At 67.5% G+C, this 15,278-nt stretch carries 12 protein-coding genes; 5 read left to right on the plus strand and 7 right to left on the minus strand.

The features are described from left to right. Positions 1–73 precede the first annotated feature (73 nt). Entirely contained in the window at positions 74–829 is a 756-nt protein-coding gene (locus VA603_RS15725) for a gamma-glutamyl-gamma-aminobutyrate hydrolase family protein (RefSeq protein ID WP_132862670.1), read from the plus strand. Between the two features lie 6 nt (positions 830–835). Then, on the plus strand, positions 836–2,224 hold the full coding sequence (locus tag VA603_RS15730; RefSeq protein WP_132862671.1) for a glutamine synthetase family protein: 1,389 nt from the start codon (positions 836–838) through the stop codon (positions 2,222–2,224). Positions 2,225–2,260: 36 nt separating this feature from the next. Here the strand turns inward: VA603_RS15730 and mprF are convergent, their stop codons facing one another. Continuing rightward, complete coding sequence (gene mprF / locus VA603_RS15735) at positions 2,261–4,810, minus strand: bifunctional lysylphosphatidylglycerol flippase/synthetase MprF (protein WP_323439401.1); 2,550 nt, start codon at positions 4,808–4,810, stop codon at positions 2,261–2,263. Between the two features lie 153 nt (positions 4,811–4,963). Between mprF and VA603_RS15740 the strand changes: the two genes are divergently transcribed. The 3 genes from VA603_RS15740 to VA603_RS15750 all read left to right on the plus strand — a co-directional run bounded on the left by VA603_RS15740 (position 4,964) and on the right by VA603_RS15750 (position 6,590). Beyond that, positions 4,964–5,659 (plus strand): DUF998 domain-containing protein, encoded by a 696-nt coding sequence (locus VA603_RS15740; protein WP_323439402.1) that lies wholly within the window; start codon positions 4,964–4,966, stop codon positions 5,657–5,659. Further along, positions 5,656–6,003 carry a RidA family protein gene (locus tag VA603_RS15745; RefSeq protein WP_132862674.1) on the plus strand — a complete coding sequence of 116 codons (348 nt, stop codon included), beginning with the start codon at positions 5,656–5,658 and terminating at the stop codon, positions 6,001–6,003. The genes VA603_RS15740 and VA603_RS15745 overlap by 4 nt, the downstream gene beginning before the upstream one ends. Before the next feature lie 80 nt (positions 6,004–6,083). After that, positions 6,084–6,590, plus strand: coding sequence for a hypothetical protein (locus VA603_RS15750; protein ID WP_323439403.1), 507 nt, complete (start codon positions 6,084–6,086; stop codon positions 6,588–6,590). Between the two features lie 82 nt (positions 6,591–6,672). Here the strand turns inward: VA603_RS15750 and rnfB are convergent, their stop codons facing one another. The 6 genes from rnfB to VA603_RS15780 all read right to left on the minus strand — a co-directional run bounded on the left by rnfB (position 6,673) and on the right by VA603_RS15780 (position 15,170). Next, positions 6,673–7,137, minus strand: coding sequence for an Rnf electron transport complex subunit RnfB (gene rnfB / locus VA603_RS15755; RefSeq protein ID WP_243693942.1), 465 nt, complete (start codon positions 7,135–7,137; stop codon positions 6,673–6,675). 55 nt (positions 7,138–7,192) lie between these two features. Further along, on the minus strand, positions 7,193–7,783 hold the full coding sequence (locus tag VA603_RS15760; protein WP_323439404.1) for an HAD family hydrolase: 591 nt from the start codon (positions 7,781–7,783) through the stop codon (positions 7,193–7,195). A gap of 50 nt (positions 7,784–7,833) precedes the next feature. After that, the gene (metG, locus tag VA603_RS15765; protein ID WP_323439405.1) at positions 7,834–9,912 is read right to left on the minus strand and encodes a methionine--tRNA ligase; all 2,079 of its coding nucleotides are present in this window, start codon (positions 9,910–9,912) and stop codon (positions 7,834–7,836) included. Positions 9,913–10,107: 195 nt separating this feature from the next. Next, a complete protein-coding gene (locus VA603_RS15770) occupies positions 10,108–10,554 on the minus strand; it encodes a DUF2147 domain-containing protein (protein WP_323439406.1) in 447 nt (148 codons plus the stop codon). 122 nt (positions 10,555–10,676) lie between these two features. After that, entirely contained in the window at positions 10,677–14,264 is a 3,588-nt protein-coding gene (locus VA603_RS15775) for a M1 family aminopeptidase (RefSeq protein WP_323439407.1), read from the minus strand. Between the two features lie 12 nt (positions 14,265–14,276). Further along, positions 14,277–15,170, minus strand: a complete 894-nt coding sequence (locus VA603_RS15780; protein ID WP_132862680.1) for an ABC transporter ATP-binding protein — start codon at positions 15,168–15,170, stop codon at positions 14,277–14,279. Positions 15,171–15,278 lie beyond the last annotated feature (108 nt).

Below are 15,278 nucleotides of genomic sequence, written 5' to 3' on the forward strand. Positions count from 1 at the left end.
CTTGAACGGCATGCGTGGTTGCCTAATCGGCGGGGCAGGGGTAGCGTGCCTGCACGTCACCAGAGCCTGACGCATGGCCAGCCTGCCGCTGGTCGGCTTGCCTACCGACCGCAAACCGATCGGCTCCCATCCTTTCCTCGTCGTCGGTGAGAAATACGTGCGTGCCGTGGTCGATGGGGCACAGGCCATGCCGCTGGTACTGCCACTGCTGCAGCCGCCGCTTCCCGCGCAGGCATGGCTGCAACAATTGGATGGTCTGCTGTTGACCGGTGCCACCAGCAACATCGAGCCGCATCATTACGACGGTGGCCCGAGCTGGGCCGGCAACCCGCATGATCCGGCCCGTGATGCCAACGTGTTCGGGCTGCTCCCGCAGGCGCTGGCGATGGGCTTGCCGGTGCTGGCGATCTGCCGGGGCTTCCAGGAGGTCAACGTGGCCTTCGGGGGCAGCCTGCATCCCCGGGTGCATGAAGTACCCGGCCTGGCCGATCATCGTGAAGACCCGGATTCACCGCTGGACGTGCAGTATGGGCCGGCACATGCGCTGGCACTGAGCCCCGGTGGGCTGCTGGCCGGCATCGCCGGCGCAGGCACCGTGCAGGTCAACTCGGTGCACGGCCAAGGCGTGTCCCGGCTGGGCACGGGCCTGCAGGTCGAGGCGCGCGCGCCGGATGGCCTGGTCGAGGCCTTCCGCGGGCCCGGGCCGGGTTTCCTGCTCGGCGTGCAGTTCCATCCGGAGTGGCGGGTGCTGGAAAACCCGTTCCACCTGGGCATCTTCAAAGCCTTCGGCGAGGCCTGTCGCCGTTACCAGAAACAGAAGCAAAGTTGATCCGCCATGACATCGCGTCCCCGTACCCGCAAGACCGCCGCCAGCGTGCAGGAAGAAAGCTCCCTGCTACGTTGGCTCAAGGAGCGGCAGATCACCGAGGTCGAATGCCTGGTGCCTGACATCACCGGCAACGCCCGCGGCAAGATCATCCCCGCCGACAAGTTCCGCCACGACTACGGCACGCGCCTGCCCGAGGGCGTGTTCGCCACCACGGTCACCGGCGACTTCCCGGACGACTACTACGAGCTGACCTCGCCGGCCGACGCGGACATGATCCTGCGCCCGGACCCGGACACCGTGCGCATGGTGCCGTGGGCCACCGACCCGACCGCGCAGATCATCCACGACTGCTACACCAAGAACGGCCAGCCGCACGAGCTGGCGCCGCGCAACGTGCTGCGGCGGGTGCTGGCCGCCTACGATGCGCTCGGCCTGAAGCCGGTGGTGGCGCCGGAAGTGGAATTCTTCCTGGTGCAGAAGAACACCGACCCGGACTTCCCGCTGCTGCCACCGGCCGGCCGCTCTGGCCGCCCGGAGACGGCGCGGCAGTCGTATTCGATCGACGCGGTCAACGAGTTCGACCCCATCCTCGACCTGATGTACGACTACTGCGACGCGATGAAGCTGGACGTGGACACCCTGATCCACGAATCCGGCGCGGCCCAGCTGGAAGTGAACTTCACCCATTCTGATGCGATGGCGCTGGCCGACCAGGTGTTCCTGTTCAAGCGCACCATGCGCGAGGCGGCGATGCGCCACGGCGTGTACGCCACCTTCCTGGCCAAGCCGATGGAGACCGAGCCGGGCAGTGCCATGCACATCCACCAGAGCCTGGTGCGGCCGTCGGACGGGGTCAACGTGTTCGCCGGCGACAACGAAGGCGAGTACAGCCCGCTGTTCGGCAATTACCTGGGCGGCCTGCAGAAGTACGTGCCGATGGCGATGGGCTTCTTCGCGCCGAACGTGAACTCCTACCGCCGGCTGGTGTTCGGCGAGGTGTCGCCGAGCAACGTGGAGTGGGGCTTCGACAACCGCACCTGCGGCCTGCGCGTGCCGATGGACAGCCTGGAGAACAGCCGCGTGGAAAGCCGCTTCGCCGGCTCCGACGCCAATCCCTACCTGGCGGTGGCGGCGACGCTGGCGTGCGGCCTGCTCGGCATCCGCGAAGGGCTCAGCCCGACCCCGCCGATCACCGGCAACGCCAAGGAGCTGGGCTACGAACTGCCGCGCTCGCTGGGCGAAGCACTCGATGGCCTGGAGGCGTGCGAACCGCTGCAGGAACTGCTGGGCCGGCGCTTCTGCCGTGCCTACATCTCGGTCAAGCGCAAGGAGTATGAGACCTTCTTCCGCGTGATCAGCTCCTGGGAGCGCGAGTTCCTGCTGCTCAACGTCTGAGCCGGACCGTTACCCGCCAGAGCTGGCGGGTAACGGTCAGCGCTGCGGGTCCAGCGAGATCAGCCGGGTGACGTCCAGCAGCGCCGCCGGCAGGTGCACGCCGCCGGGCGCGGCCAGGTAGCGCGGGCGCCATTCCGGCGAGAACTTGGACTTGAAGCGGCGCAGGCCGCTGAAGCCATAGAAGCGCTCGCCGTGGCGGGCGATCAGGTTGGCGAAGCGGTTCCAGCGGCCGGCCAGGCGGTGTTCGGCCAGCCCGGTCAACGGCGCCATGCCCAGCGAGAAGCGGGTGAAGCCGTTGGCCGCGCCCCACAGGAACAGTTCGATGAACAGGAAATCCATCGTGCCCTTCGGTGCGTCGGGGCGGTGGCGCATCAGGTCCACCGACAACTCGTGCCCGGCCGGTGCCTGCCAGAGGTTGGCGAAGGCGACCACGCCGTCGTCGGCTTCCACCAGCGCCATCGGGAAACTGCACAGGTAAGCCGGGTCGAAGCTGCCCAGTGAAAAGCCCTTTTCCTCGCCGGCCTTCTCATCGAGCCAGGCGTCGGAGATGGCCTTCAGTGCCGGCAGCAGCGCGGCAACCTGGTCCGCATCGACGATGCGGAACGACAGCCCGCCGCGCTTGCCGCGGTTCCAGGCCTGGCGCAGGTCGGCCCGCGCGCTGCCTTCCAGGCTGAAGCCCTGCAGCGGCACCAGCGCTTCCTCGCCGAGCTTGACCAGGGTCAGCCCGAGGTCGAGGTAGGTCTGCCAGTAGTTCCCGCTGGTCTGGTAGAAGACCGGGCGCAGGCCGAGCCGGTCGGCTTCCTCGCGGAACTTCCAGATCAGGGTGCGGGCCACGTCGGGCGGTCCCACCGGGTCGCCCATGGAGATCAGCGAGCCGCCGTAGCGCTGCATCATCACGAAGCCATCGCCGGCCTCGCTGCGCAGGATCGCCTTGTCGCCGGTCATCGCCAGGCTGGCCTGGGTGTCCTGCGCCTGCGCGAGCACCGGGCGCAGCAGCGCCAGGGTGGCCGCGTCCGGTGCCGGCAACGGCGTGCGGGTGCTGTGCAGCAGGCGCGCCACCCCGAACACCACCACCACCAGGCTGACCAGCAGCAACGCGCGCAGCGCACGCGGGGCATTGCCGGAGATGGCGAACTGCCACCACAGCTCGCTCTGGTACTCAACGTGGCTGTACACGAAGAACAGCAGCCAGAGCGTTCCCAGCAGCACCAGCGCCACGTTGCGCAGCCAGGGCCAGGACCATGCCTCGTCGAGCAGGGCGCCCTCGCGGTAGAACTCGCGCCGTGCCGCCCACAAGGCAATGGCGATCACCGGCAGGGCCAGCGCGACCAGTGCGTGGCCACCGCGCAGCCACACCGGCAACGGCAGCAGCACGCACAACGCCAATGCGATCCACCACGCCACGCGGCTGCGGCGTTGCAACCCTTGGCCGATCAGCAGCAACACCACGCCGCCGAGGCTGCCCAGCAGGTGTGAGGTCTCGATGACCGGCAGCGGCGCGGTGAGAAGGCGATGGCGCGGTGACGGCAGCGTGCCGTCGATCAGCAGCAGGGTGCCGGCGGCGAAGACCGCCAGGGCGATGATCTGCGGCAACCAGGGGCGCAGCGTGCCCCAGACCACGCCGGCGCCGCTGCGCAACGGCTGGCGCACGCTGGCCAGCGCCGCCAGCACCGCGGAGGCGAGCAGGGGCAGCAGGTAGTAAGTCACCCGATAGGCCACAGCCGCGGCCAGCACCGCTGCCGGCGCCACCTGCGGCAGCAGCTTGAGCAGGCTCCATTCGAACACGCCCAGCCCGGCCGGTACGGTGGATACCAGGCCGGCGACCACCGCGACCAGGTACAGGCCGACAAAGCCGATGAATCCAACGTCGGCCTGGCCGGGCAACAACACGTAGAACGCCGCCGAGGCCAGGCACAGCTCGACCACGCTCAGCGCGGTGACTTCCAGCGTGGTGCGGCGGTCCGGCAGCCACACCCGGTGGGTGCGCCAGCCGATGCTGCGCCCTTCGCGTCCGACGGCGACCAGCATCACGGCGAAGGCGGCCAGCATTGCGATGCCGATGAGGCGGACCGCATCGCTCGAAAGCGGCAGGGCACGCGCGGCGGCGGCCGGCTCCAGCCACAACGCCAGCGCCAGCAGCAGCCAGGCGCCGAACACGAAGCCCAGCGTGCTCATCAATACCACCTGGCCGATCTCGGCCAGGCTCAGGCCGGCGCGGCCGTAGCTGCGCATGCGGATGGCGCCGCCGGTCAGGGCGGCAAACCCCAGGGTCTGGCCTGCTGCGTGCGCAAGGAACGCAGTGATGCCCACGCGACTGGCGGGCAGGTTGCGTCGTGCACGACGCAGGCCGATCGCATCGAAGCCGATCAGGCAGGCATAGCTGGCCATGCCGAGCACGGTCGCCAACACCAGCTGTGGCCAGGACACGGCGTGCAGGGCGATGCGGATCTGGTGGTAGCCGTGATCGTCGAATTCACCGGCCAGGGCGCGTAGCGCCATGACCATGATGAGCACGGTCGCTGCGATGGCGGCCAGCCTGCGCCAGCGGGCGGCCTTGGGGTCCGGTATCGCGGCGGGTGAGCGCATGGAAGGCGGGGCAGGGGAGGAAGCTGCAAAGAGTAGCGCCACCGCGGGAGGACGGCAGCAGGGCGGTGGCGGGGATTGCAGTGGCCTTCAGCCGCGCGTGTCGGCGGCCGGCGCCTTAGACTCGGCGCTTGCCATGGTGGGAGGGAGAGCAGCATGCAGGACACGGCGCTGACATCGGCCCGCCGACAACGCTGCGCGGTGCTGCTGGTATTGGCCGCCCTGCTGGGGTTCAGTGGCTGCGCGGTGTGGCTGCAGTTCGAGCGCGCCGACCTGGACTGGGTGCGGGCGACCCTGAGCCTGTACCTGCATGGGCCTTACGGGGTGCTCCTGCGGGCCGCGTACTGCCTGCTGGCGGTGGCGATCACGCTGCTGGCGATTGGCCTGCATGCGCAGATGCGGCCGGGACCGGGGCGCCGCGGCTTGCCGGTGGGCCTGTTCGGCATGGCCGGCCTGGGGCTGGCGGTGGTGGCGATCGGTGACAGTTGGCTGCCCGGCCACGCGCCGTTGCTGGCACCGCTGGTGCACGGCCTGGCCGCGCAGACCGCATTCCTGTGCGCGAGCGTGGCGATGCTGGTCCAGGCGTGGTGTTTTGGCCGTGATCCGCGCTGGCGTGCGCAGTACGCCGTGGCCTGGGGCTGGGCATGGCTGGCCTTCATCGCGCTGTGGCTGCACGTGCTCTGGCGTGGCAGCCCGCGCGGGCTGGGCCAGAAGCTGGTGATCGCGCTGGTGGTGGGCTGGCTGTTCTGGGTGGGCTGGGCGTTGTGGCGGCGCCTGCACAAAGGCACAGCTGAAACCGACGGATCGGGTCACAATGGGGCACACCTCCATAACAGGGATATCTCCCCATGATCGAACGCTTCGATACCGGCCCGCGCATGTCGGAAATGACCGTCCACCACGGCGTGGCCTATCTCGCCGGCCAGGTGCCGGAAGACACCAGCGCCGACATCGTCGGCCAGACCGAGCAGGTGCTGCAGGCCATCGACGACCTGCTGCGGCTGGCGCCCACCGACAAGACCCACATCCTGCGTGCGGAGATCTTCCTGGCCGACATGGCCGACTTCGCCGGCATGAACGAGGCCTGGGACAAGTGGGTGCCGGCCGGTGCCACCCCGGCACGTGCGACCGTGCAGGCCAAGCTGGCCAATCCGGAATGGAAGATCGAGATCGTCATCACTGCCGTGGTGCCGTAAGGCGCAGGCTGGCCGCCCCGGCTGCGTGAAGCATCCGGGGCAACGGCAACATGGTCGCCGCCTTGGTAACGGGAAAGGGAATGAAACGTTGCTTGTTGTCTGTCGTGACTGCCAGCCTGTTGCTGGGAGCGGGGATGCCCGCGCGGGCGGCGTCCACCGCACGCGCATCGATACCGTCGATGATCTACGCGCATCCGCCGCGGGAGCGGATCGATCCGCTGGCGTACCCTCAGTTCATGCAGATCGAGGCGGAGCTGCGCAACACCGTGCGTCGCCACGGTGATCGCAGCGTTCCCAACCGGTTCTGCGCGGTGGGTTACCGCTTGAAGAGCGGGACACTGGAAACGGTGCTGCTGTGGGACAACGCGCAATTGTTGATCCGGTGGCAGGGCGGGGACCCGGCAGGCGTGGCGGAGGAGGATGCCGAATCGGCCTCGTTCTCGCCGGTGACCGACCTGCGCAGCGACGTCGTCGAGGACGGTAGCTTTCCATTGGGTACGCGCGCTGTCATGCGTAGCGACGTGGAGGCATTGATCGCCGATTGCCGACGGTTTGGCCGGCAATACACGGTGCCGCCGTCACCCTAGCAGCAGGCTTTACCCGTCCATGAAGCCGAAGGCGATGTCCACAATCCGGGCGTTCAATGGCTTCGCGACCGAGGCCGCACTCCTACGGGAGCGGGCGGAGCGCGATGCAATCCACCGGGCACGGTGGAATGCACAACTCGCAGCCGGTGCACAGGTCAGCCAGCACGGTATGCATGTACTTGGCGCCGCCGACGATGGCATCCACCGGGCAGGCCTGGATGCACTTGGTGCAGCCGATGCAGTCGGCCTCGACGATGACGGCGACCTGCGCGGGCTTGTGTTCGCCACGGCTGCGGTCGAATGGCACGGCGGCCACGCCCAGCACATGCGCCAATGCGCGTGCGCCGGCGTCGCCGCCGGGGGGGCAGTGATCCACGCCGGCCTCGCCGCGGGCCATCGCCTCGGCGTAGGGGCGGCAGCCGTCAAAGCCGCACTGGCCACACTGGGTCTGCGGCAGCAGGCGGTCCAGACGTTCGACCAGCGCAGCCCTTCCTTCTCCCTCCGGGAGAAGGTGGCGCGCAGCGTCGGATGAGGGTTGGGTAATCATTGGGGAGTCCTGCTGTTCGCCCTCACCCCAACCCCTCTCCCGGAGGGAGAGGGGCTCAGGTAAGACATTTGCCGCGATACCAGCGCTCGTGCGCCAGCGCCAGCATGGGCTTGTCTTCGCGGCTGTCGCCGTAGGCGTGGATGCGCTGGTAGGTGCCCAGGTCGAAACGCTTGCGGATCAGGGCCACCTTGCGCGGGCCACAATCGCCGTTGGCGTAGCGACCGGTGAGGCGGTTGTCCTGTACTTCCAGCGTGTTGCAGATCATCTGCAGGCCCATCTGCTCGCACCAGTGGCGCAGGTACAGGTCGAGTGAGCCGGACACGACCACGACGGTATGCCCCTGTGCCTTGTGCCACTGGATCTGTTCCAGCATCTCCGGCCGCATCATGCCCGCCAGGTGCTCGCGTGCGTAGTCGCGCGCAAGCTGGCTGACCTCGCCGGCATGGCGGCCGGTGAATACCTGTGCGGTGACGCGGCGGCGGATGCGCTCGGCCGAGATCAGCTTCAACCGGTAGGCCAGCAGCCACGGCCCGATCCGCCACCACGCCTGCGCGCGCTGTTCCGGCGTGGCCACCCGCCGCAGGAACCGGCTGTAGGTGTCACAGACGGTGATGGTGTGGTCGAAATCGAACAGGGCCAGTTGCATGGTCCGCTCCGGTCGGGAAGGGCGCACCGCAGGGGCGCGCCCCGGGTCCATCAACGCACCGGCATGCCCGGCAATGCACCTGCGTCGGCATCGAGCAGCGCCAGGGCGCCGCCGTCGAAGCCGGCCGACAGGATCATGCCTTCGCTCAGGCCGAAGCGCATCTTGCGCGGGGCCAGGTTGGCGATGAACACCACGTTGCGGCCGACCAGCGTTTCCGGCTCGGCGTAGCTGCCGCGGATGCCGGAGAAGATCTGGCGCTGGCCGAGGTCACCGGCGTCCAGCAGGAAGCGCAGCAGCTTGTCCGAGCCCTCGACGAAGCCGCATTCGATGACCTTGCCGATGCGCAGATCGAGCTTGGCGAAATCGTCGATGCCGATGTATGCGGCCGCCTCGCCATCAGCCTTGGGCTCGGCCTTGGCTTCCACCTTGGCGGGCTTCTCGGCCTTGGCCGGCTTGGCCTCGGCGGCGGGCTGGGAGGTCAGGGTGTCCTTGGAGGCATCGGTCATTGCGTCGATCATCTTGGGGTCGATACGGGTGAACAGCGCCACGTAGGGCGCGATGGTGTGGGCGATGAGCGGGGCGGCGATATCGCCCCAGCTGGTCATCGGTGCATTGAGGAAGCCTTCGGCCTGCAGCGCGGTGGCCGGCAGCACCGGCTTGAGCGCGGCAACCAGCACGCGGAACAGGTTCAGGCCCTGGGTGCAGACCGCCTGCAGTTCGGCGTCGGCACCTTCCTGCTTGGCGATCACCCATGGCTTGGTGTCGTCGATGTACTTGTTGGCTTCATCGGCCAGCGCCATGGTCAGGCGGATCGCTGCGGCCGGGTCGTTGCGCTCGTACGCTTCGCGTACCGGGGCCAGCGCGGCCACGAAGCGGTCGTACTGGGCCGGGTCGGGCAGCGCATCGGCCAGCCGGCCGTCGAAGCGCTTGGAGATGAAACCGGCGCAGCGGCTGGCCAGGTTGACGAACTTGCCGACCAGGTCGGCATTCACGCGGGCGGTGAAGTCGGCCAGGTTCAGGTCCAGGTCGTCCACGCCGCCGGAGGACTTGGCGGCGAAGTAATAGCGCAGCGCTTCCGGCGCCAGTCCAGCGTCCAGGTAGGTGCGGGCCATCACGAAGGTGCCGCGCGACTTGCTCATCTTGGCGCCGTCCACGGTCAGGTAGCCATTGACATGCAGGCGGGTCGGCGCGCGCAGGCCGGTGCCGTGCAGCACCGACGGCCAGAACAGGCCGTGGAAGTTGACGATGTCCTTGCCGATGAAGTGGTGCAGCTCGGTGCTGCTGTCGGCGGCCAGCACGGCATCGAAGTCGTCACCGGTCTTGGCGCACAGGTTCCTGAAGCTGGACAGGTAGCCGATCGGTGCGTCCAGCCACACGTAGAAGTACTTGCCCGGCGCGCCGGGGATCTCGAACCCGAAGTAGGGCGCGTCACGGGAGATGTCCCAGGCGCGCAGGCCGCCCTCGGCGTCCAGCCACTCGGACAGCTTGGCCTTCACGCCCGGCAGGGCGACGTCACCGGCCAGCCACTGGCGCAGGAAGTCCTGGAAGCGACCCACTTCGAAGAAGTAATGCTCCGAATCGCGGATCTCCGGGGTAGCGCCGGACACCACCGACTTGGGGTCGATCAGGTCGGTGGGGCCGTAGGTGGCACCGCAGACCTCGCAGTTGTCGCCGTACTGGTCCGGGGACTTGCACTTCGGGCAGGTGCCCTTGATGTAGCGGTCCGGCAGGAACATGCCCTTGGCCGGGTCATAGAACTGGGCCACCGAGCGACGGCTGATGTGGCCGGCGGCGTCGAGCCGGGTGTACAGCGCCTCGGTCAGCTCGCGGTTGGCGGCCGAGTTGGTCGAGTCGTAGTGATCGAAATCTACGCCGAAGGCAGCGAAGTCGCGCTCATGGCTGGCCTGGATGTTGGCGATGAAGGTTTCCGGGCTCACCCCGGCCTTCTCGGCGGCCAGCATGATCGGCGTGCCATGGGTGTCGTCGGCGCAGACGTACCAGACCTTCTCGCCCATCAAGCGGCGGGCGCGCACCCAGATATCGGCCTGGATGTAGCCGACCAGGTGGCCCAGGTGGAGCGGGCCGTTGGCATAGGGCAGGGCATTGGTGACGAGCGCGGTACGGGTCATGGCCATCATTTGGTGCAGGGGAACGCGGGATTATCGCATGTCGGAAAACAGCCAGCCCCGGGAAGGCCCGGGGCTGGCTGTGTTTCCTTCTCCCAGCGGGAGAAGGTGCCCCGAAGGGGCGGATGAGGGTGAGGGATGGGCGGACGCACCCTCTCCCCAACCCCTCTCCCGACGGGAGAGGGGCTTCACAGCGGATTACTGGTCGCGCAGCCAGGTCTGCGAGCGGCAGATGAAGGCGATGCAGCCGGACACTTCCAGCTTGCTGCCGTTCTCGATCAGGGCGACCTTGGAGCTGTAGGTCTTGCCCTTGGCCGGGTCCAGGATGGTGCCGTTGGCCCACTTGTTGGTGCCGTCCGGGCGCAGGTTCCAGAGGATGGTCATGCCCTGGATCGGCTTGTCCTTGTTGGTGCCTTCGCACTTGCTGCAGACCGGGTTCGGGCCCTGGGCGGACTGCAGCACCTGCAGCACGCGGCCGCTCAGGGTGCCGTTGGCGGCCTGGGTGATCTCGACGATGGACTTCACCCGGCCGGTTTCGTCGTCGATGGTCCGCCAGCGGCCGGCGGCACTGTCCGAGGCGCTTGCGGAGAAGCCGGCGACCAGCAGCGGCAGGGCCAGCAACAGGGTTTTGAAGGTGGTGCGCATGTATCCCCTCCCAGGGTGTGTTTCGGCTTCCGGCGGCGCCGGTACGGTGCCGAATGTACCCGCATTCGCCGCCGTACGGAATCCGCAGCGCAGCAGATCACGCGGCGCTGCGGGCTCTTGTCTCATTGCAGGCTGATCCGCTTCCGGTTGTCGGCCGAAACCCGGTCGATCAGCTTGTTGTAGGGGTCAAACCCGGCATCGTCCGGCTTCTGGTCCACGGTCACGGTCAGGGTCGGATTGCCGGCGGTGATGTGGTGGCGCTGCAGGTACAGCACCTTCTCGTCGCGTTCCTTGCCCGAGGCGCCGCTGGCGAACACGCCGACCTCGATCCAGTCGTCCAGCGTGCCGGCCGTTTCCTTGCCCAAGCCATCGGCGTAGCGCTTGTCGGCGTGCAGCTGCAGGGTCACGTCGTAGCGCCCGTCGGCGCGCTTGCTCGCGGTGGCCTCGACCACCCGGTTGTCGTAGAAGCTGATCTTCTCGAACAGGTCGGTGATCAATGCCTGCTGCTCCGGCCTGGCCTCGGCGCGGATGAATTCCAGCAGTTCGGCCGAGGTCGTGTACGGCGGTTGCTGGAAGGCTTTGGCCTGCAGGAAGCGGTGCAGTGCGCGGTTCAATGCCTCTTCGCCGATCTCCTCGCGCAGGCGGTAGAACACCACCGAACCCTTGCGATAGTGGATGTACTGCTGGTTTTCATTGCGGTACAGCGGTTGTTCTTCAACATCTTCGCCACCACGCCCGGACAGATAGCGGTCCAGTTCGGTCTTCAGGAACTGGCGCATGTGCGCGCGGCCATACTCCTTCTCCATCACCATCAGAGCTGAGTACTGTGCAAGTGATTCGGTAAGCATGGTCGCGCCCTGCACGTTGGCGCTGATTACCTGGTGCGCCCACCATTGATGTGCTGCCTCATGCGCAGTGATGTAGAAGACATAGTCGATGTTGTCGGGATCACGCAGGTCGGCGATGAATCCCACGGCTTCGGAGTAGGGGACCGTATTGGCGAAGGCTTGCGCGAAGCTTCCCACGTAGTTTGGGAACTCGATGACGCGGAACTGCTTGTGCTGGTACGGGCTGAAGTTGGCCTCGTAGTAGGCCAGCGACTTCTGCACGCCCTCGATCATCCGGTCCACGTTGTAGGGATGCTTGGGGTCGTAGTAGATCTCGATCGGGATGTCCTTGTAGGCCGCCTTCCTCACCGCCCAGCGTGCCGACAGGTAGGCGTAGAAGTTCAGCATCGGCCGGTCCATGGCGTAGTCGAAGCAGCGCCTGCCGTCGCGGCTGTATTCCTTCTGCAGGTAGCCCGGGGCCAGCGCGATCTGGTCCGGCGCGGTGCAGACGGTGCTGCGGAAGTCCAGCCAGTCGGCGTCGTTGGAAATGTAGGTGTTGGCGCGCGCGGCTTCGTCCTCCAGCTTGGGCATGCGCGTGGGCTCGCCCAAGCCACGCTTGCGACGCTCGTTGCGGTCATCGATCTCGGCGCCGGCGTTGTAGCCGAAGCCCGGCAGGATGCCGCTGTTGAAGAAGCTGCCGTTGTCGACGATCCGAGTCTGGGCCTGGCCGGCGGGGATGCCGTCCGGGTGGATGTCGACGGTGAAGCGGATGTCGCGTTCCTCGCCGGGTTGCATCGGCGTATCCAGCGTGTAGATGCGATAGCCGACGTCGGCGTCATTCTTGTCCAGCCTGGCGGCGCCCAGGTCCAGTGCGGTCAGCGTCTTGTCGTCGGCGATGGAGATGTGCAGCTGCGGGATCGCCACGGCGTGCGTGTTGCGCACGCGGTAGTGGCCATCGATGCGCACCGACTGGGTTTCCGGGTGCAGGTCGACGGTGTTGTCCACGGCGATGATGCGTGGCTGCGGCAGGTCCTTGAACTGGCGGTAGGTCTTCTCGTAGTACGCCAGGCGGTCCAGTTCGGCATCGGGCGAGAGGTACTCGTTGCGGATGTTGGTGTTCCAGTACAGCCAGCCGCCGCAGCCGACGAAGGCCACCACGGCCAGGGCCAGCGCAACCCCCAGGCCGCCGTGCAGGCGCTGGCGTGCCAGCCGCAGGCGGGTGCGCAGGCCGCCGTCCACGCCGCGCACCCACAGGGCCGCGCACAGCAGCAACAGCACCCCCAGGAACAGGGCCCAATAGCCCTGGAAGGCGAACTGCGCGGTCAGGAAGTGGCCATAGCCGTTCATGTCCGAATAGGGCGCATTCGGCGCACTGGCGTAGTTGTAGATGTCCTGCGCGTAGTCCAGCAGCCCCAGCACCGATTGCCCGATCAGCACCAGGATCAGCAGTGCATAACCGAGGAACTTGTTGTTGCTCAGCACCTGCAGCACCAGCGCCAGCCCGCCCATCAGCACGAACACGGTGGAGTTCAGCAGCAGGGTCTTCACGTACAGCAGCGGCTCGATGTGGGTGTAACCCTTGGACAGCTGCACCAGGACCGAGGCCGCGCCGCCAATGGCCTGGAAGCTCAGCACCACGGCCACCAGCGCCAGGAACTTGCCCGCCAGCGGCACCCAGTTCGGGACCGGCGTGGCATCGGTGATGCCGGCGATGCGCGCGGTGCGTTCCTTCCACACCAGCTCGCCGGCGTAGAACAGCACGATCAGCACTAGCAGCCAGCTGTAGCTGCCCTGCAGCGCCTCCAGCATCTGCGAGGTGACCGGCCAGGTCGGCGTGCCGTACATGTTCTGGCGGAACAGCGACGACGGGATGAAGTTGGCCAGGCCCAGCAACAGCAGCACGATGAAGGGAATGCTGCGGAAGATGCCGAAGGTGTCGAAGCGGACCTGGCGCAGCAACTGGCGCAGGTGGGTGGCGGTGGCGAACGTCGGCGTCACCCGCGGCGCGGTGGCGGCCGGGCGTGCAACTGCTGCCGGTGCGGTGTCCTGCCTGCCGCGCTGGCGGCGGCTGGCGTGGCCGGTGCCGGCACGCTGGGTGCGGAACAGGGCGAAGGTGGTGGCAAACAATGCGGCACTGGTCGCCAGCCACAACAGGCGGTTCTGCAGCAGGAACCCGGCCAGCGCCGGCACGGCGGTGTTGCGTTCCTCGGCCGACCAGTAGCGCGTGACGAGGTTGATCGCGCGGATGCCCAGCGGGTCGAGCAGGGCGGAGATCTGCTGGTTGTCGATGTCGGCCAGGATCACGCGGCTGACGCCATACAGCACGAAGAATACGATCACGCCGATGTACACCCACAGGATGCTGCGGGTGGTGGCCGCCAGCAGCGACAGCAGCGCGGTGGTGAACAGCACGTTGGGCAGCACCATCACCACGAATGCCCACAGGTAGGGCTGCAGTGACACCGGGCCGAGCCGCGCGGCGTCGATCCACGGCATGAACTGCGCGATGAACAGGCCGGCGGCGACGATGACGTACATCACCAGGCAGGCCAGCAGCGCCGCGCCGAGGCGGCCGAGCAGGTAGTCGCGGCGCTTGATCGGGCTGGAGAACACCAGCTCGGCCGTGCCCAGCTCGAAGTCACGCAGCAGCGCGTTGCTGACGAACAAGGTGGTGACCAGCAGGCCGAGCAGGGTGAAGGCGGTCATCAGCGAGCTGATCACCGACGGCGCATTGCGATGCACGTTGCCGATGCCGCCGCCGATCTGGACCGCATCGCTGGAGGCCGCGGCGAAGGCCATCAGCGCCAGGAACAATGCCAGCAGCCACAACAGCGGGGAACGGAGCTGCTCGCGCAGCTCGAAGCGCAGGAAGTTCAGGGTCATGGGCCGTCTCCGTCAGGCGGCCTGCGCCTGCAGGCGCAGGCGCTGGAAGTAGACGTCCTCAAGCCCGGGCTCGACGGGCACGAAGCCCTGGTCCGGCTGGGTGGCGCTGAACACGTGGATCACCGGGTGGCCACCCACCAGGCGCGTGGACAGCACGGTGAAACGGGATTCGTAGTCGGCCAGCTCGGCCTTGCCGACCTGCTTGCGCCAGACCTGGGCCTGCAGCGCGCCGATCGCATCGACCGGTCGGCCGGTCAGCAGTACCTGGCCCTTGTTCATGATGGCCATGTTCGGGCACAGGTCGGTCACGTCCTCGACGATGTGCGTGGACAGGATCACCACCACGTTCTCGCCGATCTCGGCCAGCAGGTTGAGGAAGCGGTTGCGCTCCTCCGGGTCCAGGCCGGCGGTGGGTTCATCGACGATCACCAGCTGCGGGTCGCCGAGCAGTGCCTGGGCGATGCCGAAGCGCTGGCGCATGCCGCCGGAATAGGTGCCGAGTTTGCGCTTGCGCGCGTCCCACAGGTTGACCTGCTGGAGCAGGCCCTCGACCACTTCCTTGCGTTGCCTGCGCGCGGTCAGGCCCTTGAGCACGGCGAAATGATCCAGCAGGTCGAGTGCGCTGACCTTGGGGTAGACACCGAAGTCCTGCGGCAGGTAACCCAGCCGGCGGCGCAGCGCGTCCTTGTCCTTGAGCACGTCGATCCGGGTGCCATCGGCGGTGGTCAGCGTGGCGCTGCCGCTGTCGACCTCCTGCAGGGTGGACAACGTACGCATCAACGACGACTTGCCGGCGCCGTTGGGGCCGAGCAGGCCGAACATGCCGCGCGGGATGTCCAGGTCGATGTTCTTCAGTGCATGGACGCCATTGGCGTAGGTTTTCGACAAACCGCGGATCTGCAGCATGGACCAGGCCCCTGTATGGACGGATGAGGACACTTTCCGTTTGCCGTCGGGCAGACGGCAATGCGCCGGAAGTCACTAGGTCAACAGGACGCGCCGTCGCGGCGGATG

Origin of the sequence: Stenotrophomonas capsici (assembly GCF_034961085.1) — a bacterium.
Classification (GTDB): Bacteria; Pseudomonadota; Gammaproteobacteria; order Xanthomonadales; family Xanthomonadaceae; genus Stenotrophomonas; species Stenotrophomonas capsici.

Excerpts from the sequence above, each read along its gene's own strand:
- VA603_RS15725 (WP_132862670.1), top strand. The coding sequence starts at position 74 with ATGGCCAGCCTGCCGCTGGTCGGCTTGCCTACCGACCGCAAACCGATC.
- VA603_RS15730 (WP_132862671.1), top strand. The coding sequence starts at position 836 with ATGACATCGCGTCCCCGTACCCGCAAGACCGCCGCCAGCGTGCAGGAA.
- mprF (WP_323439401.1), bottom strand. The coding sequence starts at position 4,810 with ATGCGCTCACCCGCCGCGATACCGGACCCCAAGGCCGCCCGCTGGCGC.
- VA603_RS15740 (WP_323439402.1), top strand. The coding sequence starts at position 4,964 with ATGCAGGACACGGCGCTGACATCGGCCCGCCGACAACGCTGCGCGGTG.
- VA603_RS15745 (WP_132862674.1), top strand. The coding sequence starts at position 5,656 with ATGATCGAACGCTTCGATACCGGCCCGCGCATGTCGGAAATGACCGTC.
- VA603_RS15750 (WP_323439403.1), top strand. The coding sequence starts at position 6,084 with ATGAAACGTTGCTTGTTGTCTGTCGTGACTGCCAGCCTGTTGCTGGGA.
- rnfB (WP_243693942.1), bottom strand. The coding sequence starts at position 7,137 with ATGATTACCCAACCCTCATCCGACGCTGCGCGCCACCTTCTCCCGGAG.
- VA603_RS15760 (WP_323439404.1), bottom strand. The coding sequence starts at position 7,783 with ATGCAACTGGCCCTGTTCGATTTCGACCACACCATCACCGTCTGTGAC.
- metG (WP_323439405.1), bottom strand. The coding sequence starts at position 9,912 with ATGACCCGTACCGCGCTCGTCACCAATGCCCTGCCCTATGCCAACGGC.
- VA603_RS15770 (WP_323439406.1), bottom strand. The coding sequence starts at position 10,554 with ATGCGCACCACCTTCAAAACCCTGTTGCTGGCCCTGCCGCTGCTGGTC.
- VA603_RS15775 (WP_323439407.1), bottom strand. The coding sequence starts at position 14,264 with ATGACCCTGAACTTCCTGCGCTTCGAGCTGCGCGAGCAGCTCCGTTCC.
- VA603_RS15780 (WP_132862680.1), bottom strand. The coding sequence starts at position 15,170 with ATGCTGCAGATCCGCGGTTTGTCGAAAACCTACGCCAATGGCGTCCAT.